The organism is Streptomyces sp. NPDC046876, from assembly GCF_040645035.1.
Classification (GTDB): Bacteria; Actinomycetota; Actinomycetes; order Streptomycetales; family Streptomycetaceae; genus Streptomyces.
The window spans coordinates 187,250-208,164 of the sequence record NZ_JBEYXK010000002.1 but is presented as its reverse complement, the minus strand read 5'-3'; the positions used below and the strand labels follow the sequence as shown (position 1 = coordinate 208,164).

Annotated in this window: 16 protein-coding genes; 9 read left to right on the top strand and 7 right to left on the bottom strand. The window is 73.4% G+C overall.

From position 1 onward, the window contains the following. Positions 1 to 52: 52 nt before the first annotated feature. Positions 53 to 1,876, bottom strand: coding sequence for a CocE/NonD family hydrolase (locus ABZ924_RS02560; RefSeq protein ID WP_361902861.1), 1,824 nt, complete (start codon positions 1,874 to 1,876; stop codon positions 53 to 55). A 233-nt stretch (positions 1,877 to 2,109) separates the two neighbouring features. On the opposite strand from ABZ924_RS02560, the gene ABZ924_RS02555 reads away from it, so the two are divergent. Further along, positions 2,110 to 3,756 carry a penicillin-binding transpeptidase domain-containing protein gene (locus tag ABZ924_RS02555; RefSeq protein WP_361902859.1) on the top strand — a complete coding sequence of 549 codons (1,647 nt, stop codon included), beginning with the start codon at positions 2,110 to 2,112 and terminating at the stop codon, positions 3,754 to 3,756. Positions 3,757 to 3,909: 153 nt separating this feature from the next. Further along, the gene (locus ABZ924_RS02550) at positions 3,910 to 5,493 is read left to right on the top strand and encodes an ABC transporter substrate-binding protein (protein WP_361902856.1); all 1,584 of its coding nucleotides are present in this window, start codon (positions 3,910 to 3,912) and stop codon (positions 5,491 to 5,493) included. Between the two features lie 38 nt (positions 5,494 to 5,531). Here the strand turns inward: ABZ924_RS02550 and ABZ924_RS02545 are convergent, their stop codons facing one another. Continuing rightward, complete coding sequence (locus ABZ924_RS02545) at positions 5,532 to 5,729, bottom strand: hypothetical protein (protein ID WP_361902854.1); 198 nt, start codon at positions 5,727 to 5,729, stop codon at positions 5,532 to 5,534. Positions 5,730 to 5,738: 9 nt separating this feature from the next. Between ABZ924_RS02545 and ABZ924_RS02540 the strand changes: the two genes are divergently transcribed. Next, positions 5,739 to 6,380, top strand: coding sequence for an AfsR/SARP family transcriptional regulator (locus tag ABZ924_RS02540; protein ID WP_361902851.1), 642 nt, complete (start codon positions 5,739 to 5,741; stop codon positions 6,378 to 6,380). 128 nt (positions 6,381 to 6,508) lie between these two features. Continuing rightward, positions 6,509 to 7,678, top strand: a complete 1,170-nt coding sequence (gene argJ / locus ABZ924_RS02535; RefSeq protein WP_361902848.1) for a bifunctional glutamate N-acetyltransferase/amino-acid acetyltransferase ArgJ — start codon at positions 6,509 to 6,511, stop codon at positions 7,676 to 7,678. A gap of 76 nt (positions 7,679 to 7,754) precedes the next feature. Here the strand turns inward: argJ and ABZ924_RS02530 are convergent, their stop codons facing one another. The 5 genes from ABZ924_RS02530 to ABZ924_RS02510 form a co-directional block, all read right to left on the bottom strand. After that, positions 7,755 to 8,456: a helix-turn-helix transcriptional regulator gene (locus ABZ924_RS02530; protein ID WP_361902845.1), complete on the bottom strand. Its 702-nt coding sequence runs from the start codon at positions 8,454 to 8,456 to the stop codon at positions 7,755 to 7,757. 8 nt (positions 8,457 to 8,464) lie between these two features. Continuing rightward, entirely contained in the window at positions 8,465 to 9,871 is a 1,407-nt protein-coding gene (locus ABZ924_RS02525; RefSeq protein WP_361902843.1) for a nucleobase:cation symporter-2 family protein, read from the bottom strand. A gap of 368 nt (positions 9,872 to 10,239) precedes the next feature. Further along, complete coding sequence (locus ABZ924_RS02520) at positions 10,240 to 11,199, bottom strand: M56 family metallopeptidase (RefSeq protein WP_361902840.1); 960 nt, start codon at positions 11,197 to 11,199, stop codon at positions 10,240 to 10,242. Beyond that, positions 11,196 to 11,573, bottom strand: a complete 378-nt coding sequence (locus ABZ924_RS02515) for a BlaI/MecI/CopY family transcriptional regulator (RefSeq protein WP_361902838.1) — start codon at positions 11,571 to 11,573, stop codon at positions 11,196 to 11,198. The genes ABZ924_RS02520 and ABZ924_RS02515 overlap by 4 nt, the downstream gene beginning before the upstream one ends. A gap of 184 nt (positions 11,574 to 11,757) precedes the next feature. Continuing rightward, positions 11,758 to 12,345 carry a hypothetical protein gene (locus ABZ924_RS02510; RefSeq protein WP_361902835.1) on the bottom strand — a complete coding sequence of 196 codons (588 nt, stop codon included), beginning with the start codon at positions 12,343 to 12,345 and terminating at the stop codon, positions 11,758 to 11,760. 648 nt (positions 12,346 to 12,993) lie between these two features. Between ABZ924_RS02510 and ABZ924_RS02505 the strand changes: the two genes are divergently transcribed. From ABZ924_RS02505 to ABZ924_RS02485, 5 genes are all read left to right on the top strand, one after another. Next, positions 12,994 to 15,999 carry a BTAD domain-containing putative transcriptional regulator gene (locus tag ABZ924_RS02505; RefSeq protein WP_361902832.1) on the top strand — a complete coding sequence of 1,002 codons (3,006 nt, stop codon included), beginning with the start codon at positions 12,994 to 12,996 and terminating at the stop codon, positions 15,997 to 15,999. A gap of 67 nt (positions 16,000 to 16,066) precedes the next feature. After that, positions 16,067 to 17,101 (top strand): 2,3-diaminopropionate biosynthesis protein SbnB, encoded by a 1,035-nt coding sequence (sbnB, locus tag ABZ924_RS02500; RefSeq protein WP_361902829.1) that lies wholly within the window; start codon positions 16,067 to 16,069, stop codon positions 17,099 to 17,101. Between the two features lie 165 nt (positions 17,102 to 17,266). Continuing rightward, on the top strand, positions 17,267 to 18,805 hold the full coding sequence (locus ABZ924_RS02495) for an anthranilate synthase component I family protein (protein WP_361902827.1): 1,539 nt from the start codon (positions 17,267 to 17,269) through the stop codon (positions 18,803 to 18,805). After that, complete coding sequence (locus ABZ924_RS02490) at positions 18,802 to 19,398, top strand: aminodeoxychorismate/anthranilate synthase component II (RefSeq protein WP_361902824.1); 597 nt, start codon at positions 18,802 to 18,804, stop codon at positions 19,396 to 19,398. Before ABZ924_RS02495 ends, ABZ924_RS02490 begins: the two co-directional genes overlap by 4 nt. A 22-nt stretch (positions 19,399 to 19,420) precedes the next feature. Then, a complete protein-coding gene (locus tag ABZ924_RS02485; protein ID WP_361902822.1) occupies positions 19,421 to 20,767 on the top strand; it encodes a class II 3-deoxy-7-phosphoheptulonate synthase in 1,347 nt (448 codons plus the stop codon). Positions 20,768 to 20,915: the final 148 nt, after the last annotated feature.

The window sequence follows — 20,915 nt, the reverse complement described above, 5'->3', positions numbered from 1 at the left end:
CCACACCCCCGGTGGAGTGCCGGGACGGCCCTTTTTCACGTCCGGAGCCCGGTCAGCGCGCGGAGGCGAGGGGCAGGGTGACCGCCGAGGCCGCCGGGTCGAGCGTCACCCGGGTGCCCGCCGGGTACCGCAGGGTGTGGTCGCGGTCGGTCGAGGTGAGGACGATCCCGATGCGGTGTCCGGCCGGGACGACGTGCTCGGTCGGCTCCAGGTCCCAGCGGAAGGTGTACGCCTTCCCCGGCTCGACCGGGCTCTGCCAGGCGGGGCTGGTGCGGTTGCGGACGTCCGCCCACCCCCGGGTGATGATCTTGAACGGTTTGTCCTCCCGGCTGAACTCCTTCAGCGGGCGGCACCCGGTGTTCCCCGGGGCGCTGTCGCCGAAGCACCAGTTCTCCTGGCCGGCGTTCAGCTTCACCGGATAGTTCGCCGGGCCGTAGTCGACGAGGAACGCCGACAGGTACGGGGAGGGGCCCTCCACCCCCGCCCGCACGGAGATCCTCGGGGTGCCGGAGATCCGCACGGCCTCCTTCAGCGGCTCCGTGAGGTACGCGAGCCGCGCCGGGTCCTCGCCCTCCGGGGCGGTGGCCAGCTCGTCGCCGCTGCGCGACGGGTCGTCCGTCCAGGCCCGCGCCTTCGGGCCCTGCAGGGCGCCGAGCTTCAGCGTCCGGTCGAGGGCGCCGCGGGCGGGCCACTCGCGGTACGCGTCCCACGCGCCCGACGGGCGCTGCACCTGCACCCGGGGCTCGCCGTCGGCGCCGGAGCGCAGGCCCATCAGCTCCTGGTCGAACCACTTGTGGACCGAGTCCAGCCACGCCTGGCGGCGGATGTCCAGCGGGTCGTCGTGCTGGCCCTGCGTGAGCCACAGCCGGGACTTCACGCCCGAGCGCTGGAGCTTCGACCACAGGTCGAGGCTCTGCTTGGGGCGGACGTTCCAGTCGTTCAGCCCGGCCACCAGGAACACCGAGGCGCGGATCCGGTCGGTGCGGGAGCCGAAGTCGCGCTCCCGCCAGAAGGCGTTGAGGTCGCCGTTGTCGTGCCCCATCCGGGCCTGGACGTCGGCGACCGCCTGGGCGCAGGCCTCGGGCCGGTCGCGGGTCAGGACCAGCTTCACGTGCATGTCGGCGTCGTTGCCGGGGTAGCCCTTGGGGCCGACGTTCCCGCCGTTCGCGCGGTAGTAGCCGTACCAGTCGGACACCGGCAGCATCGGCACGACGGTCTTCAGGCCGCGCACACCGGTGGTGGCGGTGGCCAGGGCCAGGGTGCCCTTGTAGCTGGTGCCGGTCATTGCGGCGGTGCCGGTGGACCAGCCGGTGGCCCTGGCCTCGGTGCCGCTGTCGTCGACCGCGGTGGTGGCGCCGGCCCGGCCGTTCAGCCAGTCCACCACCTTCGTCATCGCCTTGACCTCCTCGGGGGAGACGGTGCCGGGGCAGCCGGTGGAGCCGCCGGTGCCGAGCGTGGAGACCGCGAGGGTGGCGTAGCCGCGCGAGACGAAGTAGTTGTCCCAGTACGGCGGGTACTGGTCGACGTCCTTGGCGGCCTCGCCCGGTGCCCAGGGGGCGAGCTGCGGGGTGCCGGTGACATCGGCGGGGTGGAAGTCGGCCTTCGCGAAGCCGCCGTGGTACGGGGAGGCCTCGATGATCGCCGGGACCTTGCGGGGAGTGTCCGGGCGGATCACCTGGACCCGGACCTTGTCCTTCCGGCCGTCGCCGTCGGTGTCCGTGTCCGTGGTCACGAACACGGTTTCGCGTATGGCCTTGCTGAAGTCGTGCACCGGCTGCGTGCCCTGTGCCTGCTGTGCGTACGCCATGGCCGGCGTTCCGGTGAGCAGGGAGGCAACGGCTGCGGTGAACACGACGGTACGTCGTGCGATTTGCATGGATGCACTCTCGGTAGAGGCTGGGACGAGGGGTCGCGCGGCGGAGCCGGGGCGGTCGGCCCGGCCGGGCCGTATGGGCGACCGGTCGGCGAACCCGCGCGCAGGGCGGCGGGTTCGCGGTGGGGCCACCCCAACACGTTCCCGGGCACGAGATCAAGTACCCGGGCGCGCCGGGAGAGCACCGGGAGACCGGCGAGAGAGCCCGGAGACGGCCCCTGCCTACCCTGACCGACATGTCTGACCATGCGGTTGACCAGAACGTCTCATCCCGCCGCAGAACGGGCCGGGGCAGGCGCGCGGGCGCAGCCGTGGCGGCCGCGGCCGTGCTCGGCGCGGGAGCGTACGCGGGCTACCGCTTCCTCTCCCCGGCCCCGCAGGACAAGGACGTGGCCGCGGCCGCCGGCCACCTCCAGGAGTTCCTCGACGCGTGGGCGGCGAACCGGCCGGCGGACGCGGCGGGTCTGACCGATTCGCCGGACAGCGCCGTCTCGTTGCTCCAGTCCGTGATGAAGAACATGGCGCCGACGAAGGCCGTCATCACCGCGGACCGCGACCGTGCGTCGAAGGGCGACAGGGGCGCCGTGAAGGTGCCGTTCAAGGTCTCGCTGCAGACCGCGGGGGCCGGGGAGCTGGTGTACGACTCCGAGGCGAAGGTGGTCAAGGACGGCGCCGGAGCCTGGAAGGTGCAGTTCTCCACGCCCGTGGTGCACCCGCAGATGGAGGCCGGTCAGACCCTCGCGCTCGCGGCGAACAGCGGCCGCGGCCGGATCCTCGACAAGGACGGCGCCCCGCTGGAGGCCGCGTCCCTGACCGGGGCGGTCGACGAGCAGGGCAAGGGCGTCTCGGGGCTGCAGGCCCGCTACCAGAAGGAGCTGTCCGGCGGCGCCGCGTACGGCAAGTCCGTCGTGGTCGCCGACCGACGGTCCGGGGCCGTGGTCAAACCGCTGACGCAGGGCCCGTCCGGCAAGGGCGAGGACATCCGCACGACGATCGACCAGAAGGTGCAGCGGGCCGCCTCGGCCGCCCTGGAGGGCCTGGACAAGAACGCCTCGATCGTCGCGATCGACCCGCGCACCGGCGCCGTCCTCGCCGCCGCGAACCGGCCCGGCGGGATGAACCGGGCGCTGGAGGGCCGCTATCCGCCCGGGTCGACCTTCAAGGTCGTCACGGCGGCGGCGCTGCTGAAGGCCGGCATGAAGCCGACGGACGTGGCGGCGTGTCCCAAGTTCGCCTCCGTCGACGGCCAGCGCTTCGAGAACCAGAACCAGTTCGTCCTGCCGGAGGGATCGCTCCTGCGGGACTCCTTCGCCAAGTCCTGCAACACCTTCTTCGTCGAGGCCCGCCGCAAGGTGGCCGGGCCGGCCCTGCCGGAGACCGCCGAGTCCTTCGGCATCGGCGGCCCGTGGGACATCGGGGCCGTCTCCTACGACGGTTCGGTCCCGCTCCCCGCCTCGGACAACGAGCTGGCCGCCAGCACCATCGGGCAGGCCCGGGTCCAGGCGTCGCCGCTGGTGATGGCCTCCATGGCGGCCACGGTGAAGGAGGGCGCCTTCAAGCAGCCCGTCCTGGTGCCGGACCACGTCAGGAACCGGCACACCGCCCCGGCCCTGGAAGCCGCAGTGGCCGAAGGGCTGCGGGAGATGATGCGCGCCACGGTCACCCACGGGGCCGCGGCCGCGCTGAAGGACGTACCGGGCACGGCGCACGCCAAGACCGGCACGGCCGAGTACGGCGAGGCCAAGCCGCCGCAGACGCACGCCTGGATGATCGGCTACCTCGGCGACCGGGACGTGGCCTGGTCCGTCCTGATCGAGGACGGCGGCTCGGGCGGCAAGGACGCCGGCCCGGTGGCCGCCCGGTTCCTCGAAGCCCTCCGCTGACCACCCGCCGCACCCCCTCCGCTGACCACGCCGGCACGCCCCGCGCCACCCCGCCGCACCGGGGGCATGCCGCCCGCACCACCAAGACCGCACGACCTGCTACACAGTTGGGACTGAGACCCTGTGGTTTTCGACGCCGCGTCGCACGGGACCGTGAACCCGTCGGACAGCACGGGCGGAACGCTCCGCTTCGTCCGCACCGACGACTTCGACTCCCTCGACCCCGCCGACACGTACTACGCGTACACCTGGAACTTCATCCGCCTCCTCGGCCGGCCCCTGGTCGGCTACGCGACCGGGGAGGACGGCCGGCCGCAGCCGGTGCCGGATCTCGCCCTCTCGCTCGGCGAGCCGTCCGACGGCGGCCGCACCTGGACCTACCGGCTGCGCGAGGGCGTGTGCTTCGAGGACGGCATCCCCGTCACCGCGCAGGACGTCCGCTACGCCGTCCTGCGCGCCAACTTCCCCGAGGAGGTCTACCCGGGCGCGGTGACCCGCGGGGGCCCGGCCTACTTCCGCCAGTACCTGACGGGACCGGAGGGCATCGCCACCCCCGATGACCGGACCGTGGTGTTCCGGCTGAAGGAGCCGTTCGCGGGCTTCGACTACCTGGCCGCGCTGCCCACCACGATCCCGGTGCCGCAGCGGGCCGACACCTATCCCGAGTACCGGTGGCGGCCGGTCTCCTCGGGCCCGTACCTGATCGAGGAGTACCTGCCCGGGGACCGCCTCGCCCTGGCCCGCAACCCGCACTGGGTCCGGGAGACCGACCCCGTCCGCACGGCGCTGCCGGACGCGGTCACGGTCCGGCTGGGGGTGTCGGGCCCGGAGGTGGACCGGATGCTCCTGGCAGGAGAGGCGGACATCGACCTGGCCGGGGTCGGCGTGCAGCCCGAGACCCAGGACCGGCTGCTGGCGGATCCGGCGGCCCGGGAGGGCGTGGACAACCCGCACACCGGGTTCGTGTGGCTGTACTGCATCAACCAGAACGTCGGGCCGCTGCGGGACGTCCACGCGCGGCGCGCGGTGCAGTACGCGACGGACAAGGCGGCGATGCGCGCGGCGTACGGCGGGGAGCCGGCCGGGGACATCGCCACCACGCTCCTGCCGCCCACGGTGCCGGGCCACGAGCCCCACGACCGGTACCCGGTGGGCCCGGACGGCACGGGCGATCTCGACGCCGCCCGCCGGGAGTTGGCGCTGGCCGGGCTCCCGGAGGGCTTCCGGACCCGGATCGCGGCGCGCGAGGACCGGCGCAAGGAGTGGAACGCGGCGCTCGCACTGGCGCGGGGCCTGGGCCGCGTGGGCATCGAGGCGGAGGTGGTGCCGTTCACCTCGGGCGGCTACTTCACCGAGACGGCGGGCGTTCCGGCGTACCTGCGGGAGCACGGCATCGGCATCGTGATGTTCGGCTGGGCGGCGGACTTCCCGGACGGCTTCGGCTACCTGCAGCAGATCGCGGACTCGCGCGCGATCAAGGAGGCGGGGAACCAGAACCTGGGTGAACTGGCGTCCCAGGAGATCGACGCCCTGCTCGATGCGGGGGCCCGGACCTTCGACGCGCAGGCGCGGGAGGCCCTGTGGGCGGCCGTGGACCGGGCGGCGATGGAGGCGGCCGTGATGTGCCCCTACATGTACGTCAAGTCCGTGGTGGTCAGGGGCAGTCGGGCCGCCAACGTGCGCATGTCCCAGGTGTACGGAATGTACGACTATGCAGCGATTTCGCTGAGCAGCTGATCCTCGTTTGCGAAAGCGGATCTTGAGTAATAACCTGGTCAAGTCATCCGGAAGACGACTTTTCGACCAAAAGTCGCTTGCGGATGTGGGAATACGATGATCAGGGGGATGACATCGATACTGCGACGCGCGTGACGGTCCGGCTCCTCGGACCGGTAACCGCCTTCAATGCAGAAGCCCGGGTTCCGGTACAGGGCCAGCGCCAGTTGAAGTTCCTGGCCAGCCTCGCTCTGCATGCGGGACAGATGGTGACGAAGGAGTCGATCGTCGAGGATTCGTGGGACGCGGATCCCCCGAAGACGGTCTCCGGACAGCTGCAGAACAGCGCCTGGATGATTCGCACCGCATTCGAGGGGGTGGGTGTCGGTCGGGAGATCCTCGCCTCCCACGCCCTCGGCTACCAGCTCCACGTCCCGGCGGGCCGGGTGGACGTGTACGTCTTTCGCGACATGGTCCGGGAGTCGAAGGAGTCGGCCCAGGCCGGCCGGTACCGGGAGGCGTCCGACCGCCTCGACGAGGCCCTGGCCCTGTGGCACGGGCAGGCGCTCGCCAACATCACCTCCGCCCGGCTCCGGGCCCGCGCCGACGGGCTCGACCGGGAGCGGCTCGCCGCACTGGAGCAGCGGGCGCGGCTCGACATCAAGCTCGGCCGGAACGAGGAGGCGATCGCCCGCCTGGACGGGCTGATCGCCGGGGATCCGCTGCGCGAGGACCTCTACGTGGCCCTCATGTACGCCTACTACGGCGCCGACCGCCAGGCTGACGCGCTCAACGTGTTCCACCAGGCCAAGCGGACGCTGATGGACGAGATCGGCATCATGCCGGGGCGCCGGCTGCGCGAGACGATGCAGTCGATCCTGGCGCAGCAGCTCCAGATCGCCGCATAAGGCTTGGAAGGGCCGGCACGGGTCATGGCCGTGCCGGCCCGCTTTCGGCGCGCATTGCATAGATTTTCAAGATCACGCATACTGATGCACATAGATCCGCTTCGCATCCATCCGAGGGAAGGACTGCCGTGACGCACGCACTGCCGAAGGGCTTCGTCGTCCACACCGCGCCGGTCGGGATCGCCGACGACGGCCGCGACGACCTGTGCATCATCGCCTCCGAGGTCCCCGCGAAGACGGCGGGCGTCTTCACCCGCTCTCTGTTCGCCGGGCCGTCGGTCCTGCTGTCGCGCGAGGCCGTCGCCGACGGCTCCGCCCGCGGCGTCGTGGTCGTGGCCCGCAACGCCAACGTGGCCACGGGCGCCGAGGGGGCCCGCAACGCCGCCGCGGTCCGCGACGCCGCCGCCCGCGCCGTCGGCATCGACCCCGCCGAACTGCTCATCGCCTCCACGGGGGTGATCGGCGTCCAGTACCCGCTGCCGTCGATCCTCGGCCACCTCGACGGCCTGGCCTGGCCGCCGGAGCAGCCGGCCGCCGGCATGGACGCGGCCGCGCGGGCCATCATGACCACCGACACCCGGCCCAAGTGCGTGTCCGCAACCGTCGGCGACGCCGTGCTGACCGGCATCGCGAAGGGCGTCGGGATGATCGAGCCCGACATGGCCACCCTGCTCACCTTCTTCGTGACGGACGCCGAGCTCGACGGCGCGTGGCTGACCGCCGCCTTCAAGCGGGTGATGGACGTGACCTTCAACGCGGTGTCCATCGACACGGACACCTCCACCTCCGACAGCGCCGCGGTCTTCGCCAACGGCCTGGCCGGCCCGGTCGACCCGCAGGCGTTCGAAGAGGCCCTGCGCGAGGTGGCGTTGGCCCTGGTCAAGATGATCGCTTCGGACGGCGAGGGCGCGTCCAAACTGATCCAGGTGACGGTCACCGGCGCCCGCGACGACGCCCAGGCCAAGCGGGTGGGCAAGGCCGTGGTCAACTCGCCCCTGGTGAAGACCGCCGTGCACGGCGCCGACCCCAACTGGGGCCGCGTCGTGATGGCCGTCGGCAAGTGCCAGGACGACACGGACATCGCGCCCGACCGGGTCCGCGTCTCCTTCGGAGCGGTCGAGGTCTACCCGCCGGCCGGCGACGAGCAGGCCCGGCGCGCCGAGGTCGCCGACTACCTGAAGGCCGCCGACGAGGTCCTGATCGGGATCGACCTGGGCATCGCCGACGGCTCCTTCACCGTCTACGGCTGCGACCTGACCGAGGGGTACGTCCGCCTCAACTCGGAGTACACCACCTGAAGCCCCGGCCGGACCGGGGTACGCGACCACGCCGGGGGCGGGCGCCCGGCCGGGCCGGGCGCGCCCGGCCCCGCGCTCACCGCGGGCCGGTCAGCCGGCGGAAGCGCTCCGGCAGGGCCCGCAGCCAGGCCGCGCGGTCCGCGGCGACCTCGCGCAGGCGCGCCTCGCCGCTGCGGGCCACGAGATGGCCGAGGTAGCGCTCGTTGAACCGGGCGAACTCCTGGTGCAGGGTGCGCAGGGCCGGGGCCACCTCGTCCGGCGAGGCCCCGGTGAGCCGGGCCAGCGGGACGGTGTACTGCTTCCAGCGGCCCTCCACCGCGGCGCGCAGCAGGGTGAGGAGCTCCCCGTCGCGGTCGAGGATGCGGTGCAGGGTGTCGGGGGGCAGGCCCAGGGCGTCGGCCAGCAGCAGGGTCTGGTGGTCGCTGCCGGGCCAGGGCCGCCCGGCCTCGGCCCGGGCGTAGTCCTCGGCCGGCATGCCGATGCGCCGGGCGAGCCGCTCCCGGGTGAACTGCCGCGCCAGCCGGTGCTCGCGCAGCGTCCGGGGCCGCAGCGCCATGAGCGCGGGGACCGGGCACCACAGGGCGTCGGCGAGGGCGAAGAGGTCGGCCTCCGAGGGGGCCGCCGTGCCCGACTCCCAGGCCAGGACCGTCTCGGGGCTGCGGGGCAGCCCCAGCTGGGCCAGCTGGCCCGCGACCTGCTGGGGAGTCAGGCCGATGCGCAGGCGGGCGGCCCGGGCCTCGGCCGGGGAGAACGGGGGGAGGTCGGGATCCGGGTGCATGCCCGCGGTCACCGGTTCGCCGGGGCGTCCGGTTCGGCGAGGGCGTCCCAGTCGATCTCCTCGCGGGACCTGCGGGCGGTGAACCCGTGGAAGAACAGGTTGAGCAGGACGGCCGTGAGGCTGCCGAGGGTGATCCCGCTGCCCAGGACCGCCCGCAGTTCGGTGGGCATCCGCTCGAAGAACGGGCCGACGACGGTCGGCAGCATGGCGGCGCCGAGGCTGACCGCCAGGATCAGGGCGTTGCGCTCCTCCTTGAGGTCGACCCGGGCGAGGATCTGGATGCCGACGGTGGCGACCATGCCGAACATCGCGACGGCCGCGCCGCCGAGCACCGGGTGCGGGATCGAGGCGACGACCGCGCCCGCCTTGGGCACGAGCCCCAGCGCGATCATGAACAGCCCCGCCGCGACCACGACGAACCGGCTGGTGACGCGGGTGATGCGGACGAGGCCGATGTTCTCGGCGAAGGCCACGTACGGGAAGGAGTTGAAGAGGCCGCCCAGGACGGTTGAGACGCCGTCGGCGCGCAGGGCGCGGCTCACGGTCTCGCCGTCGACGGGCCGGCCGGTGATCTCGCCCATCGCGTACACGTCGCCGGTGGTCTCCACCGCCGTGATCATCATGACGACGACCATGGCCAGGATGGGGAACAGCGAGAAGTGCGGCAGGCCGTAGTGGAAGGGCGCGCTGACGCCGAGCCAGTCCGCCTGGTCGACGGCCCCGAGGTCGGCGTCGCCGAGCAGCCAGGCGGCCAGGGTGCCGCCGACCAGGCCGAGCAGGACGGCGATGCTGCCGAGGAAGGGCCCGCCGAGCCGGGAGACGAGCAGGATGAACAGCAGGGTGCCGGCGGCGTACGCGAGGTGGGAGGGGTCGCCGTAGCCGGGGGTGCCGATGAGGCCGGCGCCGCCGCCGACGTCCTGGAGGGCGACGGGGATGAGGGTGATGCCGATGACGGTCAGCAGGGTGCCGGTGACGACGGGCGGGAAGTACGGGGCCAGCCGGCCGGCGAAGGGCGCCAGCAGGAAGGTCGCGAGCCCGGCGGTGATCACGGCGCCGTAGACCACCAGCAGGCCGGCGGTGCCGCCGCCGGCACCCTGGCCGATGGCGATCATCGGGGAGACGGCCGTGAAGGTCGCCCCCTGGACGAGCGGCAGGCGGGAGCCGATCCGCCAGAAGCCCCAGGCCTGGATGACGGTGGCGATGCCGGCCGTGACCAGGTCGGCGTTGATGAGGTAGACGAGCTCCTGGCGGGAGAGCCCGAGGCTGCTGCCGAGGAGGACGGGGACGAGGACGGCTCCGGCGTAGAACGCGAGGACGTGCTGGAAGCCGTAGAGCGCGAGCCGTGGGAGCGGGAGGACCTCGTCGACGGGGTGCTCGGTCGTGCGGGGTCTGCGGCGCGGGGCCAGTGGTGCCATCTCTGCCTTGCCTTGAGGTAGGTGAATGAGAGGGCCTCGGAGGCGGGCGGGCGGCCGCGCGGATGGGGCGGGCGAGCCGGCGGCCGACGGCACGGGATTGCCGGTGCACGGACGGGAGTCGAGGCGGAGCGGGCCGTTCCGGGGCCCGGTCGGCACTGATCCTGGCGGACGCACCCGCCGACACGCAAGGCCGCGGACAATGTTTTTGAAAGTGAAACTGGCCGGTAGCTTGCGATTCCATGGGTCTTGAGGGGTCGTTGCTGCGGATTTCGTAGCACGCATCCCGCTGTGGAAGACGTCTTCCGCGGACCGCGCCGCCGACGGCTGCGGAATCCGGCCCGTCGGCGGCCCGGTCGGCGCCGCCCCGGTCAGCGCGGGCGGCGCTCGCCCTGGGCGATCTCGATGCTCGTGTGGAGGTCGCCGGCGGCGTCCACGGCCGACACCGCCGACAGTGCCAGGCACGACAGCAGGGCGCAGGCCGGGGCGATTCCGGTGCCGCGCCGGCTGCGGGCGGAACCGGAAGCGGCCCCCTGGTCGAGCAGGGCCGCCACCCGGCGCGGGACCGGGCCGGCCGTGGCGGCCAGCGCGACGCCGGGCCGCCCGCCGGAGCCGGGAGTACGGGCGGCCAGCGCGGCCTTGGCGATCGCACGGGCCGTCAGGCGCCGGTCGCCGACGGCTCGGGCGGCGTCCTCGTCGGCGCAGCGCTCCAGGGCGTACGCCAGCGGCTCGCGCAGCGCCCCGAGCGCCGGGTGGCACAGGGCGGCCAGCGTCATCACGGCGGTGTGGCGGTGGTGGCGGCCGCGCAGGTGGGAGCGTTCGTGCGCGAGCAGCGCCTCGCGTTCCCCGGGGGACAGGGCGCGCAGCATGCCCGCGGTCACCACGATCCGGCCCGGGCGGCCGGGCAGGGCGTACGCGTCGGGGGCCTCGTCGGGCAGGACGAGGAGCTCGCTGCCGGCGCGGGCCGCCAGCCGCCGCGCCCGCAGCAGTTGGGCGCGGTGCCTCAGCAGCCCGCGGACCAGCAGGCTCGTGCACACCACGAGCAGGGCCAGGGCGACGCACGCGCCGGCGACCGCCGGGGCGCCGGGCGGGACCGCCGCATGCGGGGTGACCGGAGTGAGGAGCCGGCCCAGCTCGGCGACGGCGGGCACGTGGGTGGCGCCGGGGACGACGAGCAGGGCGAGGGCGGCGGTACTGCCCGCCGCGAGGCCCGCCGAGGTGAGGGCCAGCACCCGGACCGCCTGCCGCGGCGCGAGGCGCGAGACCAGTCGGCGGGCCGCCGGCCCGGCCAGGAACGGCAGGAGCAGGGGGAGCCACACCGTGTAGATCACGCCGGTCCGCCCTCGGCGTCGAGGAGCGCCCGCAGAATCCTTTCGTCCTCGTCGCTGAGCCTGGAGACGAAGCGGCTCAGGACCGCGCCGCGGTCCTCGTTGCGCTCCAGTTCCGAGTACATCCGGCGGGCGGTCAGGCCGGAGGCGTCCTCCGTCGGGAGGTAGGCGAAACCGCGGCCGCAGCGGGTGCGGGTGACCGTGCCCTTGTCGTACAGGCGGGTCAGGATCGTCGTGACGGTGGTGCGCGCGTGCGAGGTGTTCAGCGCCTCCTGCACCTGGCCCGGCGTCAGCGGGCCTCCGGCCGCCCACAGGGTCGCCAGCACACTCGCCTCGAGCTCGCCCGGAGGCCGCCGATCCGCGTTCGCGTCACCCATGGGAACGATCCTCCGCACGTCTTGCATGAACAGGACTGCAGTCGACCGGGGCGCCGTTGCCCCGGTCCGCCCCCTCACATTAAGCGAGGGGCACGTGATCGTCGCCACCCCGAACGGGGCTTCGGCGCAGGGGCGTTCGCCGCACGGGATCGCGGCGGCGCCCGCCGGGACCGGTGGCGGGCCGTCAGCCGTTGGTGTTGAGGAAGCCGATCACGACCGCGCCCCACCAGCACGCCTGGGATATGAGGGCGGTCGCTCCGCCCCAGGCCAGCCTGCCTCGGCCGACCTCCCCGCCGGAGGCCTCGAGGCGGCGGCCGAGCAGCCCCGCCTGGAGGCCGTTGAGGGTCAGGGCCAGGACGAGGCCGATCTTGACCAGGGTCACGGGGGAGCCGAGGTCGGGGTGGAGCAGCATCCCGCTGGCGACGAGGCCGCCCAGCCCCGCCCAGATCGGGACGTGCAGGCGCGCGGTGGCCGCGAGGACCTCCTCGAAGGAGCAGCGGCGGGTGGCCCACAGCAGGCCGTAGTAGTCCGCGGAGAGCACGGCGCCGAAGCCGAGCACCAGTGACGCGAGGTGGACGAAGAGCGCAGCGGTGTGCAGGGAGTGGTCGGTCTGGACGTGGGCGGAGCACCACAGGGCGCCGGTCAGCACGACCACCGCCACCAGGGCTGCGGCCGACACCGTCCACCAGGAGTCGTACAGGCGGACGGGCCGCGGCTGCGGGGCGCGGGGGGCCAGGGCCGTGGCGGGGCTGGAGGCGGCCGGGGACAGCATGGCAGGGGGGCTCCGGGGGCGAACGGGCGGGAGCGGGGTCCTAAGCGGAATCCCGCGGGAAGCGAGGTAAGGCTTACCTAAAAGTTCCCGCAGGTCAATGTGGGACCGCAGCCCGAGACGGGGACGGGCCACCGCGAGGCGGCAGCCGCCTCGCGGCGGCCCCGTCGCAGGCGCTCCGGACGCGGTGTGGCCGTGGCGTCGCAGGGGACCTGTGACGGGGGCGATCCGGTGGTCGGCGGAGGCGGCCGGGGCCGCGCCCGTCGTGCGCGCCGGGCCGAAGCGGAGGGCGTCCTGCCGCCCGGCGCGCCGGCGCCGTCCACATCTTCGCGAGGGCCGGCCCGCCGCGTAAAACCCGCGAACCGCCCGAATCCCGCGAACCCTCCGCATCCCCGGGACGCGCCCGCGTCGCACGCCGGCGAAAACAGGGGGGCAGCCCTGGTTCCGGGCAGCGCCACAGCGGCGAATTCAAGCCAATCGAGGGGCCCTCGACCGTGTTTCGGTCACGGGGGTGTGCAGGCCGAACGGCATAGGTATCGGCGCTGTCCACCGATGGCCGGAAGGGTAGGGTGATCATGCTGCCGAGCCCGGTCGGTGACGGGGGGAGATCCATTGGGCGAGCGAATCAGCTTCAGAATTCTCGGACCACTTATGGCCACGGTGGGGGAGCGAACTCTTCCGGTTGGGGGTGCCCGGCAACGTACGATTCTGGCCCTTCTGCTCCTGAGCCCGGGGCGCATCGTGCCGGTGGACACTCTGGTCGATGTGGTGTGGAACGGACGCCCGCCGGCCACCGCGCGCACCCAGGTCGCCATCGTCATCGCCGCCCTGCGCAAGGCGCTGAAGGCCGAGGGGGTGGCCGAGGAGATCATCGTCACCTCTCACCCCGGCTATCTGCTGCGCACCGACGGGCACGAGCTGGACGCCGTCACCTTCACCGACCTCGTCGCCGCGGCCGAGGCGGCCGTGCGCGCCCGGCAGCCCACCGAGGCGGCCCGCCACTACGCGGCCGCGCTCGCCCTGTGGCGCGGCCCCGCCCTGGCCGGGGTCTCCGGGCAGTTCGTGGAGGACGAGGCGGCGCGCTGGGAAGAGATCCGCATCAACACCTACGAGGCGCTGACGGACGTCCAGCTCGACCTGGGCGAGCACCAGCTGCTGCTGCCCGAACTGGCCGCGACCGTACGGGAGCACCCGCTGCGCGAGCGGGTCCGGCGCCATCTGATGCTCGCCCAGTACCGCTCAGGGCGGCGGGCCGAGGCCATGGAGACCTTCCGGGAGGCGCGGCGCCAGTTCATCGACGAGCTCGGCATGGAGCCCGGGCCCGAACTCCAGGAGCTGCACGACGCGATCCTGCGCGACGACCCCTCCCTCACCCCGGCCCCCGCGGCGGCCGCCCCGCAGCCCGCCGCCGACGCCCCCGGCGAGACTTCAGGGAGCCGCGCGGCCATCGTGCCGTCCGAACTCCCGCCCGACGTCCCCGGCTTCGCGGGCCGCGACGGGGAACTCGCAGCGCTGGACTCCCTGGTGACCGGCCGACAGGCCGACGGGCACGCCGCCCCCACCATCGGGCTGATCACCGGCGTCGCCGGCGTCGGCAAGACCGGCCTCGCCGTGCGCTGGGCGCACCGGGTGGCCGAGCAGTTCCCCGACGGTCGGCTCTTCGCCGACCTGCGGGGCTACGACGAGCACCAGGCGCCCACCGCCGCCGGCGACATCCTGGGCCGCTTCCTGCGCTCCCTCGGCGTGGAGAGCGACGACGTGCCCAACCGGCTGGAGGACCTGACCGCCCTCTACCGCAGCGTGCTCGCCGACCGCCGGGTGCTGCTCGTCCTCGACAACGTCCGCACCTTCGCCCAGATCCGCCCGCTGCTGCCCGGCAGCAGCGGCTGCACCGTCCTGGTCACCAGCCGCGAGCAGCTGGAGCAGCTGGTCACCTGGCCGCAGGCGGCCCGCGTCCACCTCGGCCTGCTGCCCGAGGACAGGGCCGTGGAGCTGCTCGGGCGGATCGTCGGCGAGACCCGTGTCGCCGCGGCGCCCCAGGAGGCGCGGCGCCTGGTGGAGCTCTGCGACCGGCTGCCGCTGGCCCTGCGCATCGCCGCCGCCCGGCTGGCCTCCAAGCCGCACTGGTCGGTGCGCCACCTGGTCACCCGGCTCAGCGACGAGCGCCGCCGCCTGGACGAGCTGAGCCAGGGCGAGTCCCAGGTGCGGGCCAGCTTCGCACTCAGCTACCGCTACCTGCACAAGGACGCGGCCCTGCTCTACCGCTACCTGGGGCTGCTCGGCGTGCCCGACTTCACCGCCTGGGTGGGCGCCGCGCTGATGGACGTCGACGTCCTGGACGCCGAGCGGCTGATCGAGCACCTCGTGGACGCCCAGTTCCTGGAGGTCGTCGGCGTCGACGCCACCGGGCAGCTGCGCTACCGCTTCCAGAACCTGATGCGGCTGTACGCGGACGAGCTGGCCCGCGCCGAGGAGCCGGAGGAGGACCGGATCGCCGCCTGCGACCGGGTCTTCCGCACCTGTCTGACCATCGCCGAACACGCGTACCGCAGGGAGAACGGCGGCGACTACGGCATCGTCCACGGCGGCGTACCGCGCCGGGAGATCGACCCGGTGCTGCTGGAGGAGCTGCTGTCGGCGCCCCTGGAGTGGTTCGAGGCCGAGCGCCTCTCCCTCGTCGCGGTGGTGGAGCAGTCCGCCCGGATGGGCATGCACGACCTCGCCTGGGACCTCGTGATGTCCATGGAGGTGCTCTTCGAGTCCCGCAACTACCTGGAGGACTGGCGCACCTGCAGCGACTACGCACTCGAGGCGGCCCGCACCGCCGGCAACCTGCGCGGCCAGGCCGCCATGCACCAGCAGCTGGGCGTCGTCGAACTGCGGCTGCGCCGGCTGACCGAGTCCACCGCGCAGCAGCAGACCGCCCTGCGGCTCTACACCGAGGCGGGCGACGCCCTCGGCCGCGCCCTGGTGCTGAGCAACCTCGCCTTCATCGACCGGATCCGCGGCGACTACGAGCAGGGCACGGCCCGGCTGGAGGAGGCCCTGCCCGTCTTCCGGGAGCACCAGGACCGGGCCGCCGAGGCGTACGCCCTGCACAACATGGCCCAGTTCGCCCTCGACCAGGGCCGGCCGGAGAACGCCGTGGAGCTCAGCCGGGAGGCCGTGCGGCTGTGCGAGCGGATCGACGGCGACGAGCGGAGCCTGGCGCTGGCCACCTACCGGCTGGCCGTCTCCTACCTCGCCCTCGGGCAGCTGGAGCCGGCGGAGGAGGCCTTCACCAGGGTGATCCGGATCGTCAAGGCCAAGTCCGACCTGCTGGGCCTGGCGTACGCGCTGCTGGGACTCGCGGAGACCCGGCTGTCGGCCGGGGCCGGCGAGTCGGCCGAGAGGACGTACCTGGAGGCCCTCGACGTCGCCCGGCGCACCCAGAGCCCGATGGTCGAGGGGCAGATCTGCCTGGGCCTCGGCCAGGTCTACTGCGACGGCGGCCGGCAGGAGGAGGGCCGCGCCCACCTGAGCGCCGCCCTCGCGATGTTCCGGGAGATCGGCTCCCCGCCGTGGGAGGAGAAGGCGGCCCGCGCGCTGGAGCGGACCGCCCCCTCGGGCCCGCCCGGGGACCCGCCCTTCGCAGGAGGCGGCGTAACCGGCCAATAACCCGCCGATAAAGCCGATGCCTAGCGTCGTCGCAGACGAGAAAACTGCCGAGTTTGTGGAGTCCGCGATGCCCCTAGAGATCGGCGCGCCTTCCTTCGCCGTGATCCCCGGCGCCCAGGTGCACGAAGTCCTCGAAGGCCGTGCGCCCGAGGTGGTGGGATTGATCGAATCCGCCTACCGGGTGCACGGCGAGGGAGGGACGGTGAATCCGCCCTCCTATTTCCTGCGTTTTCCCGATCGCCCGACCTCGCGGATCATCGCGCTGCCGGCCTCGCTCGGGGGAGCGGCCCCGGTCGACGGGGTGAAATGGATTTCCAGCTTCCCCGAGAATGTGGCGGCCGGCATTCCGCGGGCGTCCGCCGTACTGATCCTCAACGACCCGGCGACCGGATATCCGCTGGCCTGCCTGGAGTCCTCGATCATCAGCGCGGCCCGCACCGCCGCCTCCGCCGCGCTCGCCGCGGACCGGCTCAGCCCGGCCGGGCGCCGCCCGCGCCGCATCGGCTTCTTCGGCGTCGGCCTGATCGCCCGGTACATCCACCAGTACCTGGCGGGCACCGGCTGGGAGTTCGACGAGATCGGCGTGCACGACCTGTCCGCCGAACACGCGGGCGGCTTCGCCGACTACCTCGCCCGGGCGGGCGAGTCCGGTCCGGTCACCGTCCACGACAGCGCCGAGAAGCTGATCCGCTCCAGCGACCTGGTGGTGTTCGCCACCGTCGCGGGCACCCCCCACGTCACCGATCCCGCATGGTTCGGCCACAACCCGCTCGTCCTGCACGTCTCGCTGCGCGACCTGTCGCCCGAGGTCATCCTCTCCGGCTTCAACGTCGTCGACGACATCGAGCACTGCCTGAAGGCCGACACCTCCCCCCACCTCGCCGAACAGCTCACCGGCAGCCGCGACTTCCTCGACGGGACCCTCCACGACGTCCTCAGCGGAGCCCTCGCCGTCCCCGAGGACGAGCCGGTCTTCTTCTCCCCGTTCGGCTTGGGCGTCCTGGACCTCGCGGTCGGCCGGCACGTGTACGACACCCTCGGCCGCGAGGGCCGCCTGAGCGTCGTCGAGGACTTCTTCCACGACATGCGCCGCTACGGCTGACGCCCGCCGCGACCGCCCGGACCGCCCCGCCCCCGCCCCGCCCCGCCCCGCCCCGCCCCCGCCCCGCCCCCGTGCCGGCCCCACCCGGCGCGGCGCCCCACCACGCCCCCACGGATCCCCACGGCCGCCCCGAACGGCCCCGAGCCATCCGAGGAAAGAGTTCCGGTGACCACACTGCTCGACACCACCACTCGGGCGCCGGCCGGCCACAGCCGGCGCCCCCTGACCGTCCGGATCGAGGAGACCGCCCTCGACCCCCACCCCCCGGTGGAGCTCTACGCGGCCCTGCGCGAGCGCTTCGGCGAGGACGTGTTCCTCCTCGAGTCCCTGGAGAGCCCCGAGTTCGACGGCAACTCCGCCGTCGTCGGCTTCGGCCGGCTCGCCGAGCTGCGCATCCACCCCGGCCGGATCGCCGCCACCGGCGTGCCCTCCGTCCTGGCCGCCCTCGGCCGCGTCGCCGACGACCTGGGTCTGGTCGCCGGACCCTCCGGCGACCGGCTCTACGAGCGGCCCCAGCAGGTCTGGGACGTCCTGCGCGCCGTCCAGGCCTCCTTCGACGTCGTCTCCGGCCGCCCCGAGTACGCCTTCGGCTTCCTCGCCACCATCGGATACGGGGCCGCCTGGCACATGGAGGAGCTGCCCCCGCGCACCCCGCGCGCCGACGCCGCACCCGACCTGGTCCTCACCCTCTTCCAGGACACCGTCTGGTACGACCTCGACGCCGGGACCGCGGTCCGCCTCGCCGCCCGCAGCGCCGCCTTCGGCCCCGACGGCGGTCCCGCCGCCCGCACCGACCTGGCCGGCATCGTCGACCGGCTCCCCGCGCACACGGCCGCCCCCGCCGCCCCGATCCCCGCCGCCCCCGCCCCGCGCGCCGTCCGCGACAGCACCGACGAGGCCTCCTTCCGCGCCCGGGTCGAGGACTGCCTGCGCCACATCGGCGTCGGCGACATCTACCAGATCCAGATCGGGCACCGCATCGAGGTCGACACCGATCTGGCCCCGCTCGACGTCTACCGGCGGCTGCGCGGGCGCAACCCCTCCCCGTACATGTACCTCGTCCCCCGCGACGGCCGGACCCTGATCGGCGCCAGCCCCGAGGTGCTCTTCCGCACCGAGGGCGAGCGGATCGTCATGCGGCCCATCGCGGGCACCACCCCCCGCAGCGGAGACCCCGCGGTCGACCTGCCCCGCATCGAGGCCCTGCTCGCCAGCGAGAAGGAGCAGGCCGAGCACGTGATGCTCGTCGACCTGTGCCGCAACGACATCGGCCGGGTCTGCCTGCCCACCACCCTCGAAGCCCGCGACGTGATGACGGTCGAGACCTTCAGCCACGTCTTCCACCTCGTCTCCACCGTCGAGGGCGAGCTCGCCCCCGGCGAGGACGCCTGGTCCGCGCTCAAGGCCACCTTCCCGGCCGGCACCGTCACCGGAGCCCCCAAGATCCGCGCCATGGAGATCATCCACGAGCTGGAGGACGAGCCGCGCGACATGTACGCCGGCGCCGTCGGCCTGATCGACCTGCGCGGCTGGTCCCGCCTGGCCCTGTGCATCCGTACCGTCACCCACGACGGCACCACCTACTCCACCCAGAGCTGCGCCGGCATCGTCGCGGACTCCTCGCCCGCCGCCGAATGGCGCGAGACCCTGCACAAGATGGGCGCCGCCTACTGGGCGCTCACCGGTGAGGAGCTGCTCCCGTGAAGGTCCTCCTCGTCGACGCCTACGACAGCTTCACCCACATCATCGACCAGTACCTGCGCACCCTCGGCGCCGACACCGAGGTGGTCCGCTCCGGTACCGAGAGCCCCGGCGACCTCGCCGCCCGCCGGCCCGACGCCGTGGTCCTCGGCCCCGGTCCCGGCCATCCCGCCGACTCCGGCCACCCCGACCTCGTCCGCCTCTTCGCGGGCCGGGTGCCGCTGCTCGGCATCTGCCTGGGCCACCAGGCCATCGGCCTGGCCTACGGCGGCCGGGTGACCGTCGCGGACCGCCTCAAGCACGGCAAGACCAGCCAGGTCCGCCACGACGGGGCAGGGGTCTTCGCCGGACTGGGCTCCACCATGACCGCCACCCGCTACCACTCGCTCATCGTCGCCGAACCCCTGCCGCCGGAGCTGACCGCCACCGCGCACGCCGTCGACGACGGCTACGTGATGGGGCTCAGGCACCGCACCCTCGCCGTGGAGGGGGTCCAGTTCCACCCCGAGTCGATCACCACGGTCGGCGGCCTGCGGCTCCTGGAGAACTTCCTCGCCGGCGCACGATCCCAGCCGGCCGGCACCCGCACCGGGTGACCCCGGACGAAGGAGCAAGCCCGTGCACCCCACAGAACCCGCCGAACACGCCGCCTCCTGGCGGGCGCTGCCCGCCGCCCAGCAACCCGACTGGCCCGACCCCGCCGCCCTGGAGGCGGTCCGCAGGGAGCTGCGGGCCGCCGTTCCGCTCGTGGTGGCCGCCGAGTGCGAGCAGCTGAAGGCGCAGCTCGGCTCGGTGGCCCTGGGCCAGGCCTTCCTGCTGCAGGGCGGTGACTGCGCCGAGACCTTCGCGGACGCGGGGGAGGACTCCGTGCGCCGCAAGGTGCGCACCCTGCTCCAGATGGCGCTGGTCCTGCAGTACGCGGCCTCCGTCCCGGTCGTCAAGATCGGCCGGATGGCCGGCCAGTACGCGAAGCCCCGCTCCCGGCCCACCGAGACCCGAGGCGGGGTGACCCTGCCCGCCTACCGGGGCGACGCCGTCAACGGCTTCGCCTTCGACCCTGCCTCCCGCACCCCCGACCCCGTACGGCTGCTGCACATGCACCGGGCCGCCGCCGGCACGCTGAACCTCGTACGGGCCTTCAGCACCGGCGGCTACGCGGACCTGCGCCAGGCGCACGCCTGGAACCAGGACTTCGTCGCCCGCTCGCCCGTCGGTGAGCGGTACGCCGCGCTCGCCACCCAGATCGACCAGGCGCTCGGCTTCATGCGCGCCTGCGGGGCCGACGACCGCATCCAGCACGCCGTGGAGTTCTACGTCAGCCACGAGGGCCTGCTGCTGGAGTACGAGGAACCCCTGGTCCGCGAGGACCCGGCGAGCGGCAGACGCTACGCCACCAGCGGGCACATGCTCTGGATCGGCGAGCGCACCCGCGACCTCGGCGGCGCTCACGTGGAGTTCTTCTCCAAGATCGCCAACCCGGTCGCCGTCAAGCTCGGGCCCGCCACGGACACCGACACCGTGCTGCGCCTGATCGACCGTCTCGATCCCGAACGGGAGCCGGGCCGGCTCACGTTCGTCGTGCGGATGGGCGCCGGCCGGGTGCGCGAGCGGCTGCCGGAGCTGGTGGAGAAGACGGCCGCGGAGGGGGCGCCGGTGGCCTGGGTCAGCGATCCCATGCACGGCAACACCTTCGAGGCGCCCTCGGGTCTGAAGACCCGCCGCTTCGACGACATCGTCGACGAGGTGAAGGGCTTCTTCGAGGTCCACCGGGAGCTGGGCACCCATCCCGGCGGCGTTCACCTGGAATTCACCGGAGGGGACGTCACCGAATGCGTCGGCGGCGGTGAGGAAGTGAGTCTGGAGGAGCTGGGCGAACGCTATGAATCCACCTGTGATCCGCGGCTCAACCGGACGCAATCCCTCGACTTGGCCTTCCTCGTCGCGGAGATGTATCGCGAGCGCTGAGGCGGACGATAACGGCCGGGCCCGACGGGGCCCTCGAGGGCTCCTCAAGCGGCCCTCGAGCGCCTGTCAAGCGCCGGCCGACGAGTCCGGCAAGTCCGCACCGGCCCCCCGGGACCCCCTCGCACCAGCGGTTATATCGCTCTTATCG

What these genes read in the sequence shown, in the direction of transcription:
- ABZ924_RS02530 (WP_361902845.1), bottom strand. Translation starts at nt 8,456, where the DNA reads ATGCACCCGGATCCCGACCTCCCCCCGTTCTCCCCGGCCGAGGCCCGG.
- sbnB (WP_361902829.1), top strand. Translation starts at nt 16,067, where the DNA reads ATGCCCCTAGAGATCGGCGCGCCTTCCTTCGCCGTGATCCCCGGCGCC.
- ABZ924_RS02555 (WP_361902859.1), top strand. Translation starts at nt 2,110, where the DNA reads ATGTCTGACCATGCGGTTGACCAGAACGTCTCATCCCGCCGCAGAACG.
- ABZ924_RS02560 (WP_361902861.1), bottom strand. Translation starts at nt 1,876, where the DNA reads ATGCAAATCGCACGACGTACCGTCGTGTTCACCGCAGCCGTTGCCTCC.
- ABZ924_RS02505 (WP_361902832.1), top strand. Translation starts at nt 12,994, where the DNA reads ATGGCCACGGTGGGGGAGCGAACTCTTCCGGTTGGGGGTGCCCGGCAA.
- ABZ924_RS02540 (WP_361902851.1), top strand. Translation starts at nt 5,739, where the DNA reads ATGGTGACGAAGGAGTCGATCGTCGAGGATTCGTGGGACGCGGATCCC.
- ABZ924_RS02545 (WP_361902854.1), bottom strand. Translation starts at nt 5,729, where the DNA reads ATGCAGAGCGAGGCTGGCCAGGAACTTCAACTGGCGCTGGCCCTGTAC.
- ABZ924_RS02510 (WP_361902835.1), bottom strand. Translation starts at nt 12,345, where the DNA reads ATGCTGTCCCCGGCCGCCTCCAGCCCCGCCACGGCCCTGGCCCCCCGC.
- ABZ924_RS02525 (WP_361902843.1), bottom strand. Translation starts at nt 9,871, where the DNA reads ATGGCACCACTGGCCCCGCGCCGCAGACCCCGCACGACCGAGCACCCC.
- ABZ924_RS02515 (WP_361902838.1), bottom strand. Translation starts at nt 11,573, where the DNA reads ATGGGTGACGCGAACGCGGATCGGCGGCCTCCGGGCGAGCTCGAGGCG.